The sequence below is a fragment of the Polaromonas sp. C04 genome (assembly GCF_002002705.1).
Classification (GTDB): Bacteria; Pseudomonadota; Gammaproteobacteria; order Burkholderiales; family Burkholderiaceae_C; genus Rhodoferax_A.
Genome location: NZ_MUNS01000030.1, coordinates 16,316 through 37,445 on the forward strand (window position 1 = coordinate 16,316; position 21,130 = coordinate 37,445).

Sequence of the window (21,130 nt, forward strand, 5' to 3'; positions counted from 1 at the left end):
ACCGTCCTGCCGCCCCCGATGACGACTGCTGCGTCGCTGCTCCTGATCGTGCTGGCCGCCGGCCTGGCCAGCCAATGGGTGGCCTGGCGCATCAAGGTGCCGGTGATCGTGGTGCTGATCGCGGTCGGCCTGCTGCTCGGGCCGGTCACCGGTGTCGTCACGCTGCGCATGCCGCCGCAGGAGTTGACCGGCTTGATTGGCCTGGGCGTCTCCATCATCCTGTTCGACGGCGGCATGGCCCTGAAGCTGGGCGAGTTCAGGCGCGTCGGGCACGGCGTGGGCCGGCTGACCATTCTCGGGCCACCACTGGCCTGGCTCTTTGGCAGCATGGCCGCGCATTACTTTGGCGGCCTGAGCTGGCCGGTGGCGCTGGTGCTCGGCTCCATCCTGGTCGTCACGGGCCCAACCGTCATCCTGCCGCTGCTGCGCGGCGCGCGGCTCAACAAGGAGACCTCCTCGCTGCTCAAGTGGGAGGGCATCGTGAACGACCCGGTGGGCGTGCTGCTCACGGTGCTGACCTTTCAATACCTCACGACGGCCGGCAGTGGGCCTGCCAGGATACTCGCGGGTCTGGGCGGCGCCATTGCCGCCGCCGCGGTGCTCGGTGGGCTGGGCGGCTGGCTGACCGGCTGGCTGTATCGGCGCGGCGCGGTGCCCGAACACCTGAAGTCACCCATCCTCATGGTGCTGGTGCCGGTGGTTTACTGGGTCAGCAACCTGGCGCAACACGAGGCCGGACTGCTCAGCGTCACGGTCATGGGGCTGGTGATGGGCAACATGAAGCTGCCCGACCGCGAGACCCTGCACCAGTCGCAGGAGAACCTCAGCATCATTTTGCTGTCGGTGCTGTTCATCGTCATTCCGTCCCGGCTGGATGCGAGCCACCTGCACCTGCTGAACTGGCACACGGCGTTGTTCGTGCTGGCCATCGTGCTGCTCGTGCGGCCACTCACGATCGCTCTGGCCACGCTCGGTGCGCCGGTGCGCCGCAACGACAAGTTGCTGCTCGCCTGGATTGCGCCGCGCGGCATCGTTGCGGCCGCCACGGCCGGCATCTTCGGGCCGGCGCTCGTCGCGGCCGGCTACAAGGACGCCGACCAGTTGCTGCCCGTCACGTTCCTCGTGATTGTGGTGACGGTGCTGGCGCACGGCTTCACCATTGGGCGCATGGCGCGCCGCCTCGGCCTGGCCGCCAAAAATGACAACGGCCTGCTGATCGTCGGGGCGTCCCCCTGGAGCGTCGCGTTTGCCAGTGTGCTGAAAAAGCTGGACGTCGATGTGCTGCTGGTCGATGGCGCCTATCACCGCCTCAAGGAGGCCCGCATGGCCGGCATCGAGGTCTATTACGGCGAGATCCTCTCCGAACATGCCGAGCACACGCTGGAGTCTCAGCACGTGAATCACCTGCTGTGCGCCACCGACAACGATTTTTACAATGCGCTGGCCTGCAAGGCCCAGGGGCACAGGTTTGGCGTGCACCGCGTGTTCCAGCTCGCCACCGATGAGGCTTCCTCCCAGGAACTCAAACGCCTCACGCTGCAGCAGCGCGGCTACTTTGCGTTCGACGCGGTGGCGACGTTCGTCTTTCTGCACCAGCGGCTGCAGGAGGGCTGGACGGTGAGCACCTCGAAGTTCACCGCCAGCTATGGCTGGAGCGAATTCACGCAACGCATGGGTGAACGTGGGCGTGACTGGCTGCTGCTGGGCGGGATTTCTTCTGACGGCATGCTGCGCCTCTATGCCGCGGAGCAGTCCTTCAAGCTGGAAGCCGGCTGGACCGTCCTGTACTTCGCGCCGGCGCCGGCTCCGGTGGCTGCGCCGGAGGAGGTCAAGGGTGGGGTGAAGGGCGAGGTGGCCCATTGAGCGCCAGCGCCCCGCGGACCCCCATCGCCGTCATCGACTTCGAAACCACCGGCATCTCGCCCGAGCGCGGAGACCGCGCCACCGAGGTGGCCATCGTGCTGGTGCAGGACGGCCGGGTGGTGAACCGCTTCCAGAGCCTGATGAACGCGGGCGTGCGCATTCCCGCCTTCATCACCGGCCTGACCGGCATCACCAACGCCATGCTGGCCGCCGCGCCCGATGCCGCCACCGTGATGGGCGAGGCCAGCCGCTTCGTCGGCGACGCGCCCATGGTGGCGCACAACGCATCGTTCGACCGCCGGTTCTGGGCCGGTGAGCTGGCGCGCCTGGGCCAGCCGGCGCCGCAGCCCTTTGCCTGCACCATGCTGCTGTCGCGCCGGCTCTACCCCGAGGCGCCCAACCACAAGCTCGGCACGCTGGTGGACTACCACCACCTGCCGCGCGCCGGCCGGGCGCACCGGGCGCTGGCCGATGCCGAAATGGCGGCTGCGCTGCTGGCGCAGATTGAGCATGACCTGCGCACCCACCACGGCGTGGCCCGCCCGCACCATGCCCTCTTGATGGCGCTGCAGCGCTGCGCCAGGCCGGCGATGCGCGGGCTCGTGGCGCAATATGCGCGCATGTGAAGCGTGCTGGGTTGTGGCGTCCGCGCAAAGACGTCCATTCAAATTACTATCGATCTGATAGCTACCAGCGCAGATGGGATATGGGCTACAGGCCAAAAAGACTGAAAATATCAGCCTGTGCTCGGCGACGTGGAAAACTGCGCCTGCGTCCGTTATCGGATGAACCCGAAGCGCCGAGCGTGTGAGGCCAGAAACTCGGGCGAAGGCCGGAAACGCTCGGGTAATTGAATCGGTTGGTCGTCAAAGCGCAGCAACGACTCTGCAATGAAGCCATCGCCCGCGCTGGGCTTGAGTTGTTTCGACACGCGCACCTTGAAGTCGGGCATGACCGTAATCAAGCCTTGGTCATAAGCGCGGTCGTGCAGGGCCGACAGGCACAGTCCGTTTTGCGGGTTCAATCGGTTCTTGGTGTCTTCACTCCACGGAACGATGTGGCTGGCAATCACCAGCTTTTCGTGGCACAGGCCGCTGATGCAGCAGGTGGCGTTGTAGCTGGCGAGCACAGCCTTGCGAAAACGCGCTTGGTTCACGCGTACCTGCACGGTGGCGCTGCGGGTTCTGCCTTCTTCCAGCGGCGGTGCTTCCTCCAGTAAGTCTGCATCGGCCTCGACGCCATGGCTTGAGGCTAACTGCGCATACTCGGCGGCGGCTTCCAGCGCTACGGCATCCCAATTTTGTTGTAGCTCAGTCCAGATGGAACGGTCCAGCGCCGATGCCCCCTTCAAGCCAGCGCGCCCGCTGGCGACGATCAGCGGGTCCAAGCTGGCCAAGTTGGTCAACTTCATGGCGACCGAGCTGGGCGTGCGTCGCATCCACTCGGCCAATTGCTTGATCTTCGGATTGCCACGATGAAGCTGACCAAACGGCAACTGCATGTAGATGTGCAGTGCAGCCAGCGTTTGCGGGCGAGTCCAGTTAATGTGGGCGGCGGCTTCTGTGGCCATGGGTTCTCCCTCGGATATGAGGCTTGAGTATGCCCGCCGCACGAAGAGGCCTCAATGCTCAGGGAAAGAACTTGCGGTGTGCAATGAAGTCGTTTACTCGCGTGGTCTCGCGGAAGGTGTCGGCCGGCCGCTCGCAATTTTCGGGCGGGACGTAATAGACCGTCCAGTCGCCGTAGTACATGCCACCGAAAACCAGCAGGTCGGCATCCACCGACAATTCGAACGGATCTTGCGCGACGCCGAAATAGTTAACGGCATCGGCAGCACTTTCAAACTCGATCTTGATAATGGACGCGTAGGTGGTTTGGCACCATTTGAGCGGACCAATGGCCGGCCCATCAAAACCCCAGTCGCTCATTTGTTCGCGTCGGTCATGTCGGCCATGAAACAACCCGAGGTACAAGCCGGGCTTCTTGGGTTTGCTGCCGTATTGCGGCAGTGTTGAGTTGGCGGCTTCGGTCTCTATGTCGGCGGGAGTTTGCATCGTTAGCTCCTGTTGAAAAGTGGAGCCAAGCGTAGGCGCTGCGATGCGGGTTGTAACCCAGGGCATTGCCTGGGGTGACACGTGAAGCGCGCTTGGGCATGATAGGGCGCGGGGCGGCACATTGATGAGACCGAACGTAAGATCGATCAGTAGCCCTTTATTTGTAGGGACACTTTGCTATTAAAAGTGTAGTGATTGCGTCATTGAGCCGGGCAACCCAAGCGGGTTAATTCCTGATCTTGCGCGACGCTTTGCATTGGCTTCGTTTTCGGCGAGCGCCACCTTCCGTCGTGTGGAAGTCAGCGCCCCCCAGCGCGCGAAACTTGATCGATGAAAGCTGGCTCCGGCGTGCCGACCTCGCTGGTCTTGGCCACGATGCGGCCTTCGGCGTCGAGCAGCACGATCTCGACGTTGTGGTCGAAGTCGCCATCGGGGCGCTTGCGGTACGACACGCCGAGCGTGGCGGCAAAGGCGCGCACGTCGCCCTGATCGGGCCGCGCCAGACGCCAGGTGGGGGCATCCACGTGGTGCATCGAGGCCATCATGGCCAGTGCCGCAACGGTGTCGCGCGCCGGATCGAAGCTGACCAGCACGACCGGTGGTGCGTCGCGTCCGCTGCGTTTACTGACGGCAGCGCGGATGCCCTTGACGGTCTCCACCGTGATGGGGCACACCTCCTGGCAGGAGGCGTAGATCATGCTGACGAGCACGGGATGCCCGCGCAGCGAGGCGAGCGCAAACGGGTGGCCGGCCTGGTCGCGCAGCGCGAGCGGGGTCTGGTAGACCGAGTCGGGCAGCAGGGCCTTGTCGCTGGCCGCGGCCGGGGCCGCGCCGGCGCTGACGCTTATCGTCAGCAGGAGCATGAGGGTGAGTCGGCGGATCATGGGGTATCTCCTGGGGTGATGGGGCGCACGCAGCGGAAACCGATGCTGCCGGCCGCGCCCACCGGCGTCATGGCGGACAGCGCCGCCACGCGCATGATGAGGGGATAGGCGTCGCGGTTGCCGAATGCCAGTGCGGCGCCGCCGCAGAGCTTGAGCAGGTTGGTCTGGCCCGGGTTGCGGGCGTCGGCGTTGACGAACATCGCCGCGTAGTCGTCCACCCATTCCCACACGAGCGCGTTCATGTCGTGCAGGCCATGCAGGTCGGCGGCGTCCTGTCCCACCGCGCCGGGGGGCCGCCCGGTGCGTGCCAGCAGGGTTTGCTGGATTTGAATGTCCCAGGCCGCGTCACTGCGGGCATCGGCGCGGGTGGTATCTGCGGCCGCGGCGTATTCCCACTGGTACCAGGTGGGCAGCTGTGCGTTCTCGCCGGCGCAATAGGCCCGCGCGGCGAACCAGCTGACCTCGGTGGCGGGGCGTTGCGGGTCGATCGCGGGCCCCGGGTTCGCCGGCGTGGCCCAGGAAGCGAGGTAGCCGCTGCCCGCATACAGGGCCGGCACGCGATCGCGCCGCCATTCGGGATGGGTCTGGACGAAGGCGAGGTAGTCGCGCACGGTGACGGGGGTGGAGCGCATCGTGAAGCCGTCGAGTTGCACCGGCGTGCGCGCGCCATCGAAGTTCAGGGCGCTGGTGAACGAGCCCGCCGGAACTGGCAAATAGTCTGCGCCGCCCTCGGCATGCACGCCGGCGCCGAGCATGAATAGGATCGCCAGAGCGAACGTGCGCATCGGATCCTCTTCAAAGCCCGTACTACTGGCCCTTCGGCCCGGCGGCGCGAACCGCCTTGACCTCGGCCGGCGCGATCGTGCCGCCCTTGTTGTTGAAGTTGTTGAGCACGTAGGTCAGCACGTTCGCGACGTCGTCGTCGCTGAGCTGCGAGGCGAATGCCGGCATGACGGACTCGTAGCCCGTGCTGTTCACCGTGATCTTGCCGCTCAGGCCGTGCAGCACGATGCCGATGGCGTTTTTCGGATCAGCGTTGAGGTAGTCCGACATGGCCAGGGGCGGGAACGCACCGGGCAATCCCGTGCCGTCCGCCTGGTGGCAGGCCACGCAGACCTGTGCGAACACGCGCCTGCCATTGCCCATGGCGTCGACCAGCGCGGGTGCTTCGGCCTGTTTCGGCTGGGGGATATAGCTGGCGCCGGGAGCAATGGGTCCGCTCGACACCTTGCTGTAGATCGCCGCTGTCGGCGCCGGCCCCTTGACCACCAGCTCACCCAGCGCGCCCTTGAGGAAGGTGCGTGTGATCGAATGGTCCACCAGCAGGTAGGTGCCGGGCACCAGGGTGCGCATCTCGATCTGGGCTGCGCCGCCGGCCGGGATCAGCGTGGTCTGCACGTTGTGGTTGACCATGGTGCCGCCTTCGACGTCCACGCTCTCGAAGATCTGGCCGATCGCGTGGAAGCTGGACACCAGGTTGGGCCCGCCGTTGCCGACGAACAGGCGCACGGTATCGCCCACGCTCGCCTGCAGCGCGTTCGGGCCGGTGAGCGCGCCTTCGCGGCCGTTGAACAGCACGTAGGTGGCCTGCTCGTTGATCATCTTGTCGCGGTCGAACGGCTGCAGGCCGGGCGCGTGATTGGCGCCGACGGTGTAGAAGTCGCCCTGCACCACGTAGTACTCGCGATCGACCTTGGGCAGCCCCTGCGGCGGCTCGACCAGGATGAGCCCGTACATGCCGTTGGCGATATGCATCGGCACCGGGGGCGTGGCGCAGTGGTAGATATACAGGCCCGCGCGCATCGCCTTGAAGGTGAACACGCTCTCATTGCCGGGCGGCGTCATGCTCACCGCAGCACCACCGCCCGGCCCCATGACGGCGTGCAGGTCGATGTTGTGCGCCATGTGCGAGTGCGGATCGTTTTGCAGGTGCAGCTCGACGGTATCGCCCTGGCGCACGCGGATCATGGGTCCGGGCACCGAGCCGTTGAAGGTCCAGAAGTCGTAGCGCACACCATCGGCGATCTCTTTCACCACTTCGGTGGTGAACAGGCGCACGACCACGCGCGCCGGATAGTCGCGGTGGATGGGCGGCGGGACGTTGGGCGCCGCGACCAGTTTTTGCTCGATCGGTGCGCCACGCGGGGGGCCGAAGTCGCCGGGTTCGCTGCCGGCCGCGACCCCCGGCGCATGGCGCTCGGCGGAGAGGGCAGGCAGGGACGATGCGGTCAGGACACTGGTGCCAATGACGATGGCGATGAGCGCGAGCAGGGGGTTTTTCATGATGTTTTTTTGGTTCCGTTTGCGGGCTCAGTTTAAAGAGCGCGGTGGTGGCGACCCTTGATCTGCATCATGGTTTTGCGTTGCCGTCGTCGGCCCTCATAATCGCCCCACACAATGGTCTGGAGACAACGCTATGGGCCTGCTGGTTTTGGGACTGGTGATTTTTCTGGGCGTGCACTCCGTACGCATCGTTGCCGACGGCTGGCGCACGGCCATGATCGCGCGGCTCGGCGAGAAGCCGTGGAAGGGCCTGTACGCGCTGCTGTCGCTTGCGGGCTTCGTGCTGATCGTGTGGGGCTTCAACCAGGCGCGGCAGTTGCCCGGGCTGCTGTGGGAGGGCTCCATGGGCATGCGCCATGTGACGTCGGGCTTGATGCTGATTTCTTTCGTGCTGCTGGTGGCTGCCTATGTGCCGCGCAACGGCATCAAGGCGCGGCTGCACCACCCGATGGTGCTGGCGGTCAAGGTCTGGGCGCTCGCGCACCTGCTGTCCAACGGCAGCCCGGCCGATGTGCTGCTGTTCGGCGCCTTTCTGGTGTGGGCGGTGTTCAGCTTTCGCGCAGCGCGCGCGCGTGATCGTGTGGCGCAGACGGTTTACCCGGCCGGCACGACCTCGGGCACCGTCGTCACTGTGGTGGTGGGGGTGCTGGCGTGGGCGGTGTTTGCGTTCTGGGCGCATGGCCTGCTGATTGGCGTGCGCCCGCTCGGCTGAGCGAGCGGGTGGTGGCGCTCTTGCGTTCCCCGCATACTCGGTCTCATGAAGATCGCCGCCGCCCAGCGGCTTTGCGCTGGTCGACATGCAGGACGAATTGTCAAGTGGCGCCTGAGGTCCTGTTCAAGACCGTTACTGCCGATTGGCCGGCGCTGGAAACAGCGCTCAGTCAACGGGTAGACGCCATCGGCCCCGCCTGAATGGCCGCCGTTTGAACAAAATCAACCGCCAGCCCTTATTCCGTCTGCGCAAGCAGCTACTGTTTCTGTAGCGCCTACTTCGCGTCCGGCAGCTCGATCTTGACCTCCAGCACTTCCAGGTTGTCCTGGCGCTCCAGGTTGACCTTGATGTCGTCGGGATTGATCTTGATGTATTTGCTGATCACGGCCACCAGGTCGCGCTGCAGCGCCGGCAGGTAGTCGGGCTCGGGGTGGCGGCCGCTGCGCTCATGCGCCAGGATGATCTGCAGCCGCTCCTTGGCGACGCTGGCGGTCTTTTTCTTCTCACCGAGCAGGAAGGACAAAAACGAGATGGCCATGCCTTATTTCCCTCCGAACAGGCGCTTGAGGAAGCCGCCCTTTTGGGGGTCGACGAAGCGCATGGGCTTGTCGGCGCCGAGAAAGCGGTCGATCACGTCCTTGTAGGCTTCCGACACATCGCTGCCCTGCAGGTGCACGGCCGGCAGGCCCTGGTTGGAGGCCTGCAGCACCGCCTCGGATTCGGGGATCACGCCGATCAGCTTGATGCGCAGGATGTCCTGGATGTCCTGCAGCGACAGCATCTGGCCCTGGTCCACGCGGCTCGGGTTGTAGCGCGTGATGAGCAGGTGTTCCTTGATTGGATCCTTGCCGTCGATCGCGCGTTTGGTCTTGCTCGACAGCATGCCCAGGATGCGGTCGGAGTCGCGCACCGACGAGACCTCGGGATTCGTGACCACCAGCGCCTCGTCCGCGAAGTGCATGGCCATCAGCGCGCCGGTCTCGATGCCGGCGGGCGAGTCGCACACGATGTACTCGAAGCCCATGCCGGCCAGGTCGTGCAGCACTTTTTCCACGCCGTCCTTGGTCAGCGCTTCCTTGTCGCGCGTTTGCGAGGCGGCCAGCACGAACAGGTTGTCGCACTGCTTGTCCTTGATGAGCGCCTGGTGCAGGTTCGCCTCGCCGTGGATCACGTTGATGAGGTCGTACACCACGCGGCGCTCACACCCCATGATGAGGTCCAGGTTGCGCAGGCCGACGTCGAAGTCGATCACGGCGGTCTTGTGGCCGCGCAGGGCCAGCCCGCTGGCGAAGCTGGCGCTGGTGGTGGTCTTGCCGACCCCGCCCTTGCCGGAAGTCACGACGATGATTTTTGCCATGGGAATAATTCCTTTAGAAAAGAGGGGCTCAGGCCTTTATTGGTTCCATCACCAGCTTGCCGTCGCCGGGTCCGCCCACCAGGCGTACCTGCGTGGGCCTGGACCACACGTCGGGTGGCAGCGCGACCTCGCTGGTACGGTAGATGCCGGCGATGGAGATCAGCTCGGGCTCCATGCACAGCGCGAAGATGCGCGCCTCGGCATTGCCGCGCGCGCCCGCGATGGCCTTGCCGCGCAGCGGCGCATACACGTGGATGTGGCCGTCGGCAATGACTTCGGCGCCGGCGTTGACCATGCACAGCAGCACCAGGTCGCGCCCTCTGGCATAGACCTGCTGGCCCGAACGCAGCGGCTTGTCGATGACCAGGGCCGAAGCCGGGGCGGCCACCTCGACGGGTGCCGGCGGCGCAGCGGCCTCATGGTGTACCGGACTCGGTGTTGCCACCGTGGCATCCGGCGCGGCGGCCAGCCCGGCCGCCTGCGCGGCCTGCATTTGCGCGGCGCTGCCGCCCCTGGCGGCGATCGGCATCACGCGGTATTCGCGCAAGAGTGCCAGCAGCGCGGGGAAGTCCACGGTCGCGTCATCGGCATCGGCGGCGCCCTGCAGCGGCGACAGGTCAATGACCAGCGGGTCGTGGTCGAAAAAATTCGGGAGCTCGCCGTAGTGCCGCGCCATTTCATCGGACAGGGCGGCGAGGTTGGTGGACTTGAGCAGCAGCGCGACCAGAGGCAGGTTGGCGCTTTTGATCTCGAACGTGGCAGGGGCGCGTCCTGCGAGGGCAACGGTCATGGACAGGAGGGAGCTTTTCGGGGGCGGGAGGAGGCGAGGAGTCGCATCTTAACAGCCGCAGGTGACGCCTTTGTGTGCTTGTGAAACACGGCGCTTACATCCTTACAAACTGACGCAGCGCCGGCGCGCCGGCGACGCTACTTGATGTTCAGCACCCACTGGATCAGGTATTTGGCCAGGAAGCCGACCATGCCAAAGGCCAGGCCCAGAAAGATCACGAAGGTGCCGAACTTGCCGGCCTTGGACTCCCAGGCCAGATGCCCGATGATGAACAGCATGTAGAGAATGAACGCGCCCACGCCGAAGGTGAGGCCGAACCCGGCGATCTGCGCTTCCGTGAGGCCAAAGATCATGGGCCGGCCTCCGTGGTGGGCGCCGGCGCCGCGCCGCTGCTGCGCTCGGGCAGGGCCGAGGCGTCGACCAGATCGCGGTAGGCGTGCCAGCTTGCGTGGCCGAGCACCGGCAGCAGCGGCACCAGCGCCAGCAGCGCCGTGCCAAAGCCGAGCAGGCAGCACAGCATGATCAGGGCGGCCCACAGCGCCATCGGCAGCGGATTCGCCAGCACCGCCTGCCAGCTCGTGAGCACGGCCTGCAGCAGGGACACGCGCCGGTCCAGCAGCAGCGGCAGGGCCACGGCGCTGGAGGCGAACACCGGCGCGGCCAGTGCGCCGCCCAGCGCCAGCCAGAGTTCGAACAGGCGGCTGTCCTGCGCCAGCACCACATGGCGCACGAAGTCGAGCGGCGTGCGGATGGGCAGCGGGGCCAGCAGCGTGATGAGCGCTGCCGAGGTCAGCACCCAGCCGGTGCCGGCCAGCGCCAGCAGCAGGCCGAAGCGCACCAGCCGCCAGTCCTTGCCGCCCGCCCGCGCATCGCTGCGGCGCCAGCTCAGCCAGGTCTGCAGTACCAGCCGCGCATCGGCCGGCTCGCCGCGCTCCAGCGCGCGACTGAGCGCGTACAGGCTGGTGGCCAGCACGGGCGCCACCACCAGAAAACCCGAAAATGCGCCGGCCAGCAGCCAGAACCGGTCGCGCGCCAGGGCCAGCAGCACGCCGCCGAACAGCGCGAGCGCCAGCCCGTGGGCCGCGCTGACCCAGCCGCAGCGCCACAGGTCGCGCCAGCCCCGCGCCAGCCACTGCAGCGGCCGGCCGATCGGGATACCGCGCAGCGGGGGAAGGGAAGTGCCGGATGCCATGGCCTGCGAGCATACGGGCGCGGGGCGCGGGCCGCCTTGATGCCGGTCAAGAGCGCAGGCCGCGACCGCGCGCCCATAATCGGCGGCTTGTTGTCCACCGGAGTTTCCGATGCCGCGTCCGATTCTTGACGAAGCCCAGATCCACCCCGCGATTCGCGAAAAAATCGCCACGCACCAGCAGGCCATCGTGCGCGAGGTGCAGGCGGCCGTGGCGCAGCATGCGGTCGTGGTGGTGGGCATGGGCATGAACCCGTTCCCGAAAAAGGCGCGCCGCGCGCTGGACGCCGCCGGCGTGCCCTACCACTACCTGGAATACGGCAACTACTTCAGCCACTGGCGCCAGCGCAATGCGCTCAAGCTGTGGACCGGCTGGCCGACCTTGCCAATGGTGTTCGTGCGCGGCACACTGATCGGCGGGGCGGGCGATCTGCAGCAGCTGATGGCCAGCGGCGAGCTGAAAGTCATGCTGACTTGACGCCATCGGCCGGCGGGCCGCGCCCCTTTACAACAAAGGGAGGAGCGCCCCATGAGCCGTCACCCAACACCGTCCGCCAGCAACGCCGACTGGCGCCAGCTGGAGGCCACGCGCCTGCAATGGCGGCGCAGCGTGCTCGGGCAGGAGCCCGCGGCGATTAGCACCGGGCTGGCGCTGTCGGGCGGCGGCATCCGCAGCGCCACGCTGTCGCTGGGGATGCTGCAGGCGCTGGCCCGGGCCGGCATGCTGGAGCGTTTTGATTACTTGTCCACGGTCTCGGGCGGCGGCTATGCGGGCAGTTTTTTGGGCAGCCTGTTCACCCCGGCCAGTGTGCGCGATGCGGCGGGCCATCCGCCCACGCCCGGCGAGCAGGCGCAGGCGCGCGAGCAGGCGCTGATCCAACTGTGTGCGACCGAGCAGCGGGCCGATGATGCGGGCGACCCTGCCCAGGCCGGCAGCGCCCGTCCGCTCGAATGGCTGCGCGACAGCGGCCGCTACCTCGCGCCGAACGGTGGCGGCGACTATTTTTATGCGCTGGTGCTGTGGCTGCGCAACCTGCTCGCGGTGCATTACGTGGTGGGCATTTCGCTGCTGTTGCCGCTGGCGCTGCTGGGCGTGCTGAATCATGCGGCGCAGCCCTGGGCGCACGCGTATGCGCCGTGGGCCGACCCGCTCTGGACGCTGGCCGCGCCGTGGCGCGCCGGCGGGCTGTACCTGGGCCTGTCGCTGATGGCGCTGCTGCTGGCGGTGCTGCCGCTGGGCGTGGCGTACTGGTGCACCGACCTGCCCTCGCGCCGCAGCTCGCCGGCGCTGGCGCGCTGGCTTGCGGGCGTGCTGACCGTGCCTTCCGTGCTCGGGTTCCTGGTCGGCCCCCTGATTGCCGTGGCGGGCTGGGGCCAGCCCTGGCTCGGCTGGACGATGACGGCCGGCGCCATTGCGTGGCTGGCCTGGGTCTGGTTTGTTGTCGCCTGGAGCCGCGGCTTTTTCCCGCCCAACAAAAGCCGCGCCGCGGCGCTGATGCTGGTGACCCGCACGCGCCTGACGCAGTGGCTGGCACGGGCCACCCAGATCACGCTGGGCCTGCTGGGGGTGGCGGCGGTGCTGATGGCGACCGCGTGGCTGGCGCAGTGGATGCAGCAGGGGCATGCCGTGCCCGGTATCACCGTGGCCGGTTTTGTCGCCGCCGTGCTAAGTCTGGGCAAGCTGATGCCCGCTGCCGGGCTGCACCCGAACCCCGCGGAGAAGCGGCTGCTGATGCGGGCCCTGCCCATGCTGCTGGCGCTGCTGCTGGGCAGCGCGGTGGTGCTGTTCTGGGGCGTCTGGGCTGCGTTGCTGGTGGGCGCGGACCTGGCCGCCGTGCCCTGGCTGGCGCTGGCCGGTCTGGTGCTGCTGGCGCTGATCACGGGCGTGTCGTTCCAGTTCCTGAATCTGTCCACGCTGCAAAACCTGTACACCGCGCGCATCGTGCGCGCCTACCTGGGCGCGAGCAATCCGGCGCGGGCCAAAGACAGCCGCTGGGACGCGATCACCGAGCCGCATCCGCGCGACGACATGTCGCTGGAGCAGTATTACGGCGCCGAGCCGCAGCGGCCCGCGTCGCTGGCGCCGCTGCACCTGATCAACGTTACCATCAACGAGACCGTGGAGGCCCACAGTGCGCTGGTGTACCAGGACCGCAAGGGGCGCCCGCTGGCGATCACCCCCGACGGCTACCTGGTGGATGGCCAGTTCCAGCGGCGCCAGCCGGATAACGGCGACCCTTTTGAGCACCTGTCGCTGGGGCGCTGGGTCGGGATTTCCGGCGCGGCGTTTGCGCCCGGGCTGGGCCGCGGTACCACGCCCGAGCGTGCCCTGCTCACGGGCCTGGCGAATGTGCGGCTCGGCTACTGGTGGCAGACCACCCAGGCCCGCATGCGCGATCTGGGCGACTGGTTGTTTTCGACCCAGATCCATTTGTACCGCGAACTGCGCGGCCAGTTCTTCGGCACCGGGGAGCGCTACTGGTACCTCACCGACGGCGGCCATTTCGAGAACACGGCGGTGTACGAACTGCTGCGCCGGCGCGTGGGTTTTATCCTGGCGCTGGACAATGGGGCCGACCCGGATTACCAGTTTGCCGACGTGGCGAATCTGATGCGGCTGGCGCGCGTCGATTTTGGAGCGGTGTTCGAGCCTTTGGTGCCGCCCGCCGCGCTGGCGGACCTGTTCGGCAACCCGGGCGGCTTTGCGCGCGGCGCGCGCGAGGGAACGCATTTTTTGCTGGGCTACCGGGTCCTGCTGCCCGCGGCCGGGGGTGTGGCGGCGTCGATCAGCACGCTGGTCTTCGTGAAGCCGCGGCTGACCCAGGGCGCCAGCCTGGACCTGGTGCAATACCAGGCGGCCCATAGCGACTTTCCGCAGGAGCCCACGGCGGACCAGTTCTTTGACGATGAGCAGTGGGAGAGCTACCGCAAGCTGGGCATGAGCCTGGGCGAGACGCTGTTCGAGCGGATCACGCCAGGCCCCGACGCGTGGCAGGGCCTGGGCGCGTAGCGACGGTCTACTCGTGATGGCCGTGCCAGCCCTTGTGGCTTTCGCGATGCATCATGCGCAGGGTGGTGGCATCAAACACCTTTTGCTGCTCGGGCGAGAGCGCGGCGTAGAAGGTCTTGGTGGCCTCGGCGCGCTTGTCCATCCGGGCTGCGCGCTCGGCCTGCAGGGCGCGCATCTTGTCGATGCGCTCGGGTGTGGTCATCCTGGCAAACTCGGCGCGCATTGTGGCGCGGTCCGCGCCCATGTGACCCATACCGGCCGGCGGTTGCATCGCGGCGGTGAAGCTGGTCCAGGCGCCTTCCTGCGCTGGCGTCAGTTTCAGCTTGGCCTTGAGTTCGGCCTCGTGTTTGGCCCGGCGCTGCGCCATCCTGGCCTGCCATTTGGCCGGGTCGTGGTGGTCCATGTGGGTGGGTGCGGCCTGGCCGGACTGGGGCGCCGGTGCGGGCGGTGGTGGCGTCTGGGCCATGGTGGCGAAGCCGGCGCCGGCGAGCACGCCGGCGAGCAACATGCGTTTGGAGAGTAGTTTCATAAAGCCTTCCTTGTTGAAGAAGCCCGATACCACGATATGTGCTCAGGTTGAAGCGAAGTTTGCGCGGACCGTGTAACTGCACCATGGCGCGCAGATGAGGCTTTGTAAAGTTGGGGGGTGATCGCCCATGTGCCCGGCGCAGGCCCGCTTGCACCGACAATCGGGCTTCAATTCAACCGTCGAAAAGGCTAGCAGTGTTCAAGAATGTGATCGTGTATCGGATCGGGCCCGGGTGGTCTTTGCCCGTGGCGCAAATGGAGGCGGCGCTGGAGCCCGCGCGCTTTGTGGCGTGCGGGGCCAGCCAGGAACAGTCGGCAGGATGGGTGGAGCCGCGCGGCGAGGCGCATGGCCCGCTGGTGGAGGCGGTCGGTGGCCAGTTGCTGCTGAAGTTCATGACCGAGGCCAAGGTGCTGCCCGGCTCGGTGGTGAATCGCAAGGCGCAGGAGCAGGTGGCGCACATCGAGGCCACCACGGGCCGCAAGCCCGGCAAAAAAGAAACCCGCGAGATCAAGGAGGACGTGCGCCAGGCGCTGCTGCCGATGGCGTTTACCAAGCAATCGCGCATCAATGTGTGGATCGACCCGGTGGCCTCGCTGCTGCTGGTCGATGCCGCCAGCCAGGGCAAGGCCGACGAGGTGGTGACCGCGCTGGTGAAGTCGTTAGAGGGCCTCTCCCTGACGCTGCTCAACACCAAAACCTCGCCCACGGCGGCGATGTCGGAATGGCTCACGAGCCAGGAGCCGCCGGCCGGTTTCAGCGTGGACCGCGAGTGCGAACTGAAGGCGGCGGACGAGAGCAAGTCGGTGGTGCGCTATGCGCATCACGCGCTCGACATCGACGAGGTGCGCCAGCACATCGAGGCCGGCAAGCTGCCGACCAAACTGGCGCTGACCTGGGAGGGCCGCGTGTCGCTGCTGCTGACCGAGAGCCTGCAGATCAAGAAGATCGCGTTTTTGGAGGGCGTGTTCGACGGCACCTCGCAGGAGAAGGAAGACGGCTTCGACGCCGACGCGGCGATTGCCACCGGCGAGTTGCGCAAGCTGATGCCGGACTTGCTGCTGGCGCTGGGCGGCGAGGTCGTTCCGGGGTGACGGCGTGGTCGCACTATTTGACGGAAAATCAGGCTGAAGTCCTTGTCAAATAAGGGCTTCTTGCTACCAATCAAGTAGCAAACAGCGGGCGCTCAGGCCTTGTTGTTCGTGGCGCAGGTGCTGAACCCGAAGAGGGCATAAGGCGGGCACCAGCCAATGGCGCCCGTGACCAGCGGGATAACGCCGAGCCAGCCCCACCAGCCAACGGTGCCGGTGGCGGCCAGCCCGATCAGGACCAGCCCGACGAGGATGCGTAGTGTGCGGTCGATGCCGCCAATATTGATCTGCATATGCTGCTCCTGGGGTGAATCGGGTGACCTTGATTGAACGCCGTATCGCGGCCTTCGTCATTGACCTGCGTCAAGGGCGCTACGGGACGCGAGATCGTCCAGGATCGGGCAGTCGGGCCGCTCGTCGCCATGGCAGTGCTGCAGCAGGTTTTGCAGCGTGCGCTGCATGGATTGCATCGCCTCGATGCGTACGGTCAGCTCGTGCACATGCTGCTGTGCGATGCGCTTGACGCTGGCGCTGGCGCGGCGCCGGTTGCGCCACAGGCTCACCAGTTCTCCGATTTCCGCCATCGAAAAGCCGAGGTCGCGCGAGCGCTTGATGAAGCGCAGCGTGTGCACGTCGGCCGCGCTGTACTGGCGGTAGCCGGCGTCCGTGCGCGCGACGCGGCCCAGCAGTCCGAGCGATTCGTAGTGGCGCAGCATCTTGGCCGACACGCCCGACGAAGTCGCTGCCTGGCCGATGTTCAAAGGGTAGCTGGCCCCCACGCTTGTCGCTTCTCGGGCGGGCTCAGGCTTTGATGCCATAGCCTTCTGCGGCAATCGCCCGCGCCAGCGCGTCGCGCGGCTGCTGCGACTGCACTTCGACCTTGCCGCTGGGCAGGTCGATCTTGACCTCGGCCTGCGGGTCGAGTTGCCGGATGGCGCGGGTCACGGCCTTTTCGCAGTGGCCGCAGGTCATGCCGGTGACGGTGAAGGTCTGGTTCATGGGGTGTCCTTGGTGTGGAAGGTGAGTCGAGAGCATAGTCTGAACCCTGCCATGGTGGGAAGGTCAAGCGAATCCGTTGACCTTGAGTCGGGCAGGGTTGATCTGCCGCAAGGCTTGACCTTGCCATCGGGGCAAGGATTACGCTATCCACCATGAACACCAACACGACTCTTTCCGCGCCCACGCTGGACATCGGCATCGGCGGTATGACCTGCGCCTCGTGCGTGGCGCGCGTCGAGAAGGCCCTGAAGAAGGTGCCCGGCGTGCAGGATGCGAGCGTGAACCTGGCGACCGAATCGGCACGCGTCGTGTATCTGCCGGACGCGCAGATGGAGGCGCGGTTGCGCCGTGCCGTGCGCGACGCGGGCTACGAGCCGCGCACGCCCGCCCAGGGCGAGGCGACGCTTGCCGCCTCGCCCTGGGCCGGCTTCGGGCCCGTGGCTCTGGGCCTGTTGTTGTGCGCGCCGCTGGTGCTGCCCATGGTAGGGGATCTGTTCGGCTGGCACTGGATGCTGCCCGCGTGGCTGCAGTTTGCGCTGGCCACGCCGGTGCAGTTCATCCTGGGCGCGCGCTTTTACAAGGCCGGCTGGCATGCCGCACGGGCCCTGACCGGCAACATGGATTTGCTCGTCGCGATCGGCACCACGGCGGGCTGGGCGCTGTCGGTCTGGCTCTGGCTCAGCGCCGCGCCTGGCACCATGCCGCACCTGTACTTCGAAGCCTCGGCCGTGGTGGTGACGCTGGTGCTGCTCGGCAAGTGGCTGGAGGCGCGCGCCAAGCGCCAGGCCACGGCGGCGATCCGCGCGCTGCAGGCGCTGCGGCCCGAGGTGGCGCACCTGATTGCGCCGGATGGAGTCGCCGCCGCGACGGGCCGCCCCGAGCAGGGCACGACCACGGATGTGCCGGTGGCCGAGGTGCTGGTCGGTGACCGTATCGTGGTCCTGCCGGGCGAGCGCTTCCCGGTGGACGGCACGCTCTTGCAGGGCCGCACGCAAGTGGACGAATCCATGCTGACGGGCGAGCCGCTGCCGGTGGCGAAGGACGCGGACAGCCGGCTCACCGGCGGCTCGATCAACGGCGAAGGCCGCGTGGTGATGCGGGTGGACGCGGTGGGCGGCGAGACCGTGCTGGCGCACATCATTCGCCTGGTGGAGGACGCGCAGGCCGCCAAGGCGCCGATCCAGCGACTGGTGGACCAGGTCTCCAGCGTGTTCGTGCCGGTGGTGTTGGCGCTGGCGCTGCTCACGCTGCTGGGCTGGCTGTGGGCCGGGGCGCCGTTCGAGGCGGCCGTGATTGACGCCGTGGCGGTGCTGGTGATTGCCTGCCCGTGCGCGCTGGGCCTGGCGACGCCGGCCGCCATCATGGCCGGCACGGGTGTCGCGGCGAAGCACGGCATTTTGATCAAGGACGCGCAGGCGCTGGAGCTCGCGCACAAGGTGGACGTCGTGGCCTTCGACAAGACCGGCACCTTGACCGTGGGCCGGCCGCGGCTGACGGAGCTGGCGGTGGCCGAGGGCACCATGGAGGCGGCGCTGCTGGCGGCGGCCGCCAGCCTGCAAAGCGGCAGCGAGCATCCGCTGGCGCGCGCCGTGGTCGCGGCGGCGCAGGCGCGCGGCATGGCGATCGAGGCGCCCGACGACGTGCGCGCCGTGCCGGGACGCGGCAGCGAAGGCGAGGTGCGCGGGCGCAGTTACCGGATCGGCAGCCTGCGCTGGCTGGAGGAGCTCGGAGTCGATCTCGGCGCGCTGGCCGCGCGCGCGGCGGCGCTGCAGGCGCAGGGCGCGACCGTGTCCGCCATGGCGGAAAAAATCTCAGAGCGGTACGTGCTGCGTGCGCTGATGGCCTTCGGCGACGAGCCCAAGCCCGGCGCGCGGCAGGCGCTGGCGCTGCTGCGCGCGCGTGGTATCCGCACGGTGATGATCTCGGGGGACAACCGCGGCGCGGCGCACGCCATGGGCGCGCGCCTGGGCCTGGCGCCCGGAGACGTGATGGCCGAGGTGCTGCCGGGCGACAAGGCCGCACGGGTGCTGGAACTCAAGCAGGGGGGCCACGGCCGCGACGCCGGGCCGCCCCAAGGCGAGGCCAGCCCCCTCGGGGGGCAGCGCCGCACACGCAGTGGCAAGCGTGGGGGCCACGTGGTGGCGATGGTCGGCGACGGCGTGAACGACGCGCCCGCACTGGCCGCGGCCGACGTCGGCCTGGCGATGGGCAACGGCACCGACGTGGCCATGCACGCGGCCGGCATCACGCTGATGCGCGGCGACGTGGCGCTGGTGGCGGCGGCGTTCGACATCTCGGACCGCACGGTGGCCAAGATCCGGCAGAACCTGTTCTGGGCCTTTGCCTACAACGCGGCCGGCATTCCGCTGGCCGCATTCGGCTACCTGAACCCGATGCTGGCGGGCGCGGCGATGGCGCTGAGTTCGGTCAGCGTGATCAGCAATGCGCTGCTGCTCAAGCGCTGGATGCCCCGCGCGGTCGATGGAGCAGCCTCACCGCCCGCGACGCCGGCAGCACGGCCGGTTTGACCTGCATCAACACGCGGCATGGCAAGCTGCGGCATGCTTAAATGCAGTATTCAGCAGGAGAGTTGCCATGATCCATGAGAGCATTCGCGTGATTCGGGACGAACATGCCGCGCTGGCGGCGATGCTGCGCTCGCTGCAGATGATGGTGGAGCGCGGCCCGGTGGACGAGCCCGCGGCATTTTTCGACGTGCTGCGCGCCATGCTGTTCTACATCGACGAATTTCCCGAACGCCTGCATCACCCGAAGGAAACCCTGCTGCTGTTTCCGAAGGTGGCGCGCGCTTCGCCCGCGACGGCCGAGGCGATCGAACGGCTCGATGCGGAGCACCACCGCGGCGAAGCGGCAGTGCGCGAACTGCAGCATTTGCTGCTGGCCTGGGAGTTGCTGGGCGAGTCGCGCCGGGCGGCGTTTGAAGAAGCGGCGCGCAAGTATGTGACGTTTTACCTGGAGCACATGCGGCTGGAGGAGTCGTTGATCCTGCCGGAAGCGGAGCACGCGCTGACCGAAGCCGAGTGGCAGGAGCTCGATGCCGCCTTTGCCACCAACCGCGACCCGCTTACCGGCAAATACCCGCCCGACCCGGGTTATGACCGCCTGTTCACGCGCATCGTGATGAAGGCGCCATCGCCGATCGGGCTCGGACCCTCATCCGTTTGAAGCGAGCGCCGGATAGTCGGTGTAACCCTTGGCGCCGCCGCCGTAGAAGGTGCTGCGGTCCGGCTCGTTGAAGGGCGCTCCCTGGCGCAGGCGCTGCACCAGATCGGGGTTGGCGATAAAGGTTTTGCCAAAAGCGACCAGGTCGGCCCCCTCCTTGAGGGAGCGCTCGGCCAGCGTCTTGTCGTAGCCGTTGTTCACCATCCATGCCGCCGTGCCGCCGGCGCTGCGATAGGCCGCGCGCAGCGCGGCGTAGTCGAACGGCTGGTCGCCCTGCATGTAGTCGCGCGCGCCGCCGGTCTGGCCCTCGATGAAGTGCAGGTAGGCCAGCTGCAGCGGCGCCAGTTGCCGCACCACGTACTCGAACAGCGGTTGCGGATGCGGGTCGCTCGCATCGTTGGCCGGCGTCACGGGCGACAGGCGCAGGCCCGTGCGCGCGCCGCCGATCTCCTGGGTGATGGCCTGCATGACTTCCAGCAGCAGGCGCGCGCGGTTTTCAATCGGGCCGCCATAGGCGTCCGTGCGCTGGTTCGAGCCCGAGCGCAGGAACTGGTCCAGCAGATAGCCGTTGGCGCCGTGCACCTCGACACCGTCAAAGCCGGCGTCGATCGCGTTGCGCGCGGCGCGGCGGTAATCCTGCACGATGCCGGGCAGCTCATCGATGCCGAGCGCGCGCGGCGCCGAGGTGTCGACGAACGCGCCGACACCGTCCCGGATCAGGTAGGTCTTGGTTTTGGCGGTGATGGCCGAGGGCGCGACCGGCGCCTGGCCGCCGGGCTGCAGGTCGTTGTGCGAGACGCGGCCCACATGCCAGAGCTGCACCACGATCTTGCCGCCTTTGGCGTGCACCGCGTCGGTGACTTTTTTCCAGCCCGCCACCTGCTCGGCGCTCCAGATGCCGGGCACGTCGGCATAGCCCTGGCCCTGGTGGCTGATGGCGGTGGCCTCGGTCACGATCAGGCCGGCCGTGGCGCGCTGGCTGTAGTAGGTGGCCATCAATGGCGTGGGCAGCGCGCCGGGTGCGCGGTTGCGCGTGAGCGGCGCCATCACGATACGGTTGGCCAGATGCAGGGCGCCGGCCTGCACCGGATCAAATAGGGAAGACATAAATCAGGGCTCCAGGAAAAGGTCGACAGGAAGGCACATGGGGGCAAGCCTTGCGTTTGCAACGCTGCCCCACAAGCCCCCT

Annotated in this window: 23 protein-coding genes; 8 read left to right on the top strand and 15 right to left on the bottom strand. The window is 67.3% G+C overall.

Going from position 1 to position 21,130, the window contains the following annotated elements:
• The first annotated feature begins 18 nt into the window (after window positions 1–18).
• Window positions 19–1,863 carry a cation:proton antiporter gene (locus tag B0E49_RS10030; RefSeq protein ID WP_077562062.1) on the top strand — a complete coding sequence of 615 codons (1,845 nt, stop codon included), beginning with the start codon at window positions 19–21 and terminating at the stop codon, window positions 1,861–1,863.
• On the top strand, window positions 1,860–2,489 hold the full coding sequence (locus tag B0E49_RS10035; RefSeq protein ID WP_077562063.1) for a 3'-5' exonuclease: 630 nt from the start codon (window positions 1,860–1,862) through the stop codon (window positions 2,487–2,489). The genes B0E49_RS10030 and B0E49_RS10035 overlap by 4 nt, the downstream gene beginning before the upstream one ends.
• A gap of 152 nt (window positions 2,490–2,641) precedes the next feature.
• On the opposite strand, the gene B0E49_RS10040 is transcribed toward B0E49_RS10035, so the two are convergent.
• The 5 genes from B0E49_RS10040 to nirK form a co-directional block, all read right to left on the bottom strand.
• Window positions 2,642–3,433, bottom strand: a complete 792-nt coding sequence (locus B0E49_RS10040; protein ID WP_077562064.1) for an HNH endonuclease — start codon at window positions 3,431–3,433, stop codon at window positions 2,642–2,644.
• A 58-nt stretch (window positions 3,434–3,491) separates the two neighbouring features.
• Window positions 3,492–3,917: a hypothetical protein gene (locus B0E49_RS10045; RefSeq protein ID WP_077562065.1), complete on the bottom strand. Its 426-nt coding sequence runs from the start codon at window positions 3,915–3,917 to the stop codon at window positions 3,492–3,494.
• A gap of 299 nt (window positions 3,918–4,216) precedes the next feature.
• Window positions 4,217–4,801, bottom strand: coding sequence for an SCO family protein (locus tag B0E49_RS10050; protein ID WP_077562066.1), 585 nt, complete (start codon window positions 4,799–4,801; stop codon window positions 4,217–4,219).
• Window positions 4,798–5,586, bottom strand: a complete 789-nt coding sequence (locus B0E49_RS10055; RefSeq protein WP_077562067.1) for a formylglycine-generating enzyme family protein — start codon at window positions 5,584–5,586, stop codon at window positions 4,798–4,800. The genes B0E49_RS10050 and B0E49_RS10055 overlap by 4 nt, the downstream gene beginning before the upstream one ends.
• Window positions 5,587–5,608: 22 nt before the next feature.
• Window positions 5,609–7,084, bottom strand: coding sequence for a copper-containing nitrite reductase (gene nirK, locus B0E49_RS10060; protein WP_077562068.1), 1,476 nt, complete (start codon window positions 7,082–7,084; stop codon window positions 5,609–5,611).
• A 133-nt stretch (window positions 7,085–7,217) separates the two neighbouring features.
• Between nirK and B0E49_RS10065 the strand changes: the two genes are divergently transcribed.
• Window positions 7,218–7,796 carry an NnrU family protein gene (locus B0E49_RS10065; protein WP_077562069.1) on the top strand — a complete coding sequence of 193 codons (579 nt, stop codon included), beginning with the start codon at window positions 7,218–7,220 and terminating at the stop codon, window positions 7,794–7,796.
• A gap of 274 nt (window positions 7,797–8,070) precedes the next feature.
• On the opposite strand, the gene minE is transcribed toward B0E49_RS10065, so the two are convergent.
• From minE to B0E49_RS10090, 5 genes are all read right to left on the bottom strand, one after another.
• Window positions 8,071–8,334, bottom strand: a complete 264-nt coding sequence (gene minE, locus B0E49_RS10070; RefSeq protein ID WP_174571089.1) for a cell division topological specificity factor MinE — start codon at window positions 8,332–8,334, stop codon at window positions 8,071–8,073.
• 3 nt (window positions 8,335–8,337) lie between these two features.
• The gene (minD, locus tag B0E49_RS10075) at window positions 8,338–9,153 is read right to left on the bottom strand and encodes a septum site-determining protein MinD (RefSeq protein ID WP_077562070.1); all 816 of its coding nucleotides are present in this window, start codon (window positions 9,151–9,153) and stop codon (window positions 8,338–8,340) included.
• Between the two features lie 28 nt (window positions 9,154–9,181).
• Entirely contained in the window at window positions 9,182–9,943 is a 762-nt protein-coding gene (minC, locus tag B0E49_RS10080; protein ID WP_077562071.1) for a septum site-determining protein MinC, read from the bottom strand.
• Window positions 9,944–10,080: 137 nt separating this feature from the next.
• Window positions 10,081–10,296 (bottom strand): DUF2788 domain-containing protein, encoded by a 216-nt coding sequence (locus B0E49_RS10085; protein ID WP_077562072.1) that lies wholly within the window; start codon window positions 10,294–10,296, stop codon window positions 10,081–10,083.
• The gene (locus B0E49_RS10090) at window positions 10,293–11,135 is read right to left on the bottom strand and encodes a DUF2189 domain-containing protein (protein ID WP_077562073.1); all 843 of its coding nucleotides are present in this window, start codon (window positions 11,133–11,135) and stop codon (window positions 10,293–10,295) included. Before B0E49_RS10090 ends, B0E49_RS10085 begins: the two co-directional genes overlap by 4 nt.
• A gap of 109 nt (window positions 11,136–11,244) precedes the next feature.
• On the opposite strand from B0E49_RS10090, the gene B0E49_RS10095 reads away from it, so the two are divergent.
• Both B0E49_RS10095 and B0E49_RS10100 read left to right on the top strand, forming a co-directional pair.
• Window positions 11,245–11,610, top strand: a complete 366-nt coding sequence (locus tag B0E49_RS10095; protein ID WP_077562074.1) for a glutaredoxin domain-containing protein — start codon at window positions 11,245–11,247, stop codon at window positions 11,608–11,610.
• Window positions 11,611–11,661: 51 nt separating this feature from the next.
• Window positions 11,662–14,142, top strand: a complete 2,481-nt coding sequence (locus B0E49_RS10100; protein ID WP_077562075.1) for a patatin-like phospholipase domain-containing protein — start codon at window positions 11,662–11,664, stop codon at window positions 14,140–14,142.
• 7 nt (window positions 14,143–14,149) lie between these two features.
• Here the strand turns inward: B0E49_RS10100 and B0E49_RS10105 are convergent, their stop codons facing one another.
• A complete protein-coding gene (locus B0E49_RS10105; RefSeq protein WP_077562076.1) occupies window positions 14,150–14,671 on the bottom strand; it encodes a Spy/CpxP family protein refolding chaperone in 522 nt (173 codons plus the stop codon).
• Between the two features lie 194 nt (window positions 14,672–14,865).
• Between B0E49_RS10105 and B0E49_RS10110 the strand changes: the two genes are divergently transcribed.
• Complete coding sequence (locus tag B0E49_RS10110) at window positions 14,866–15,762, top strand: recombination-associated protein RdgC (RefSeq protein ID WP_077562077.1); 897 nt, start codon at window positions 14,866–14,868, stop codon at window positions 15,760–15,762.
• Between the two features lie 92 nt (window positions 15,763–15,854).
• Here the strand turns inward: B0E49_RS10110 and B0E49_RS10115 are convergent, their stop codons facing one another.
• From B0E49_RS10115 to B0E49_RS10125, 3 genes are read right to left on the bottom strand one after another with little or no spacing between them, the layout of a single operon-like run.
• Entirely contained in the window at window positions 15,855–16,052 is a 198-nt protein-coding gene (locus B0E49_RS10115) for a YgaP family membrane protein (protein WP_077562078.1), read from the bottom strand.
• A gap of 57 nt (window positions 16,053–16,109) precedes the next feature.
• Window positions 16,110–16,577 carry a Cu(I)-responsive transcriptional regulator gene (cueR, locus tag B0E49_RS10120; RefSeq protein ID WP_077562079.1) on the bottom strand — a complete coding sequence of 156 codons (468 nt, stop codon included), beginning with the start codon at window positions 16,575–16,577 and terminating at the stop codon, window positions 16,110–16,112.
• The gene (locus tag B0E49_RS10125) at window positions 16,561–16,758 is read right to left on the bottom strand and encodes a heavy-metal-associated domain-containing protein (protein WP_077562080.1); all 198 of its coding nucleotides are present in this window, start codon (window positions 16,756–16,758) and stop codon (window positions 16,561–16,563) included. Before B0E49_RS10125 ends, cueR begins: the two co-directional genes overlap by 17 nt.
• Window positions 16,759–16,910: 152 nt before the next feature.
• On the opposite strand from B0E49_RS10125, the gene B0E49_RS10130 reads away from it, so the two are divergent.
• On the top strand, window positions 16,911–19,286 hold the full coding sequence (locus tag B0E49_RS10130) for a heavy metal translocating P-type ATPase (RefSeq protein WP_217349234.1): 2,376 nt from the start codon (window positions 16,911–16,913) through the stop codon (window positions 19,284–19,286).
• A 67-nt stretch (window positions 19,287–19,353) separates the two neighbouring features.
• On the top strand, window positions 19,354–19,944 hold the full coding sequence (locus B0E49_RS10135) for a hemerythrin domain-containing protein (RefSeq protein WP_077562082.1): 591 nt from the start codon (window positions 19,354–19,356) through the stop codon (window positions 19,942–19,944).
• Here B0E49_RS10135 and B0E49_RS10140 read toward each other — a convergent pair.
• Complete coding sequence (locus B0E49_RS10140; protein WP_077562083.1) at window positions 19,933–21,048, bottom strand: alkene reductase; 1,116 nt, start codon at window positions 21,046–21,048, stop codon at window positions 19,933–19,935. The genes B0E49_RS10135 and B0E49_RS10140 overlap by 12 nt on opposite strands.
• Window positions 21,049–21,130 lie beyond the last annotated feature (82 nt).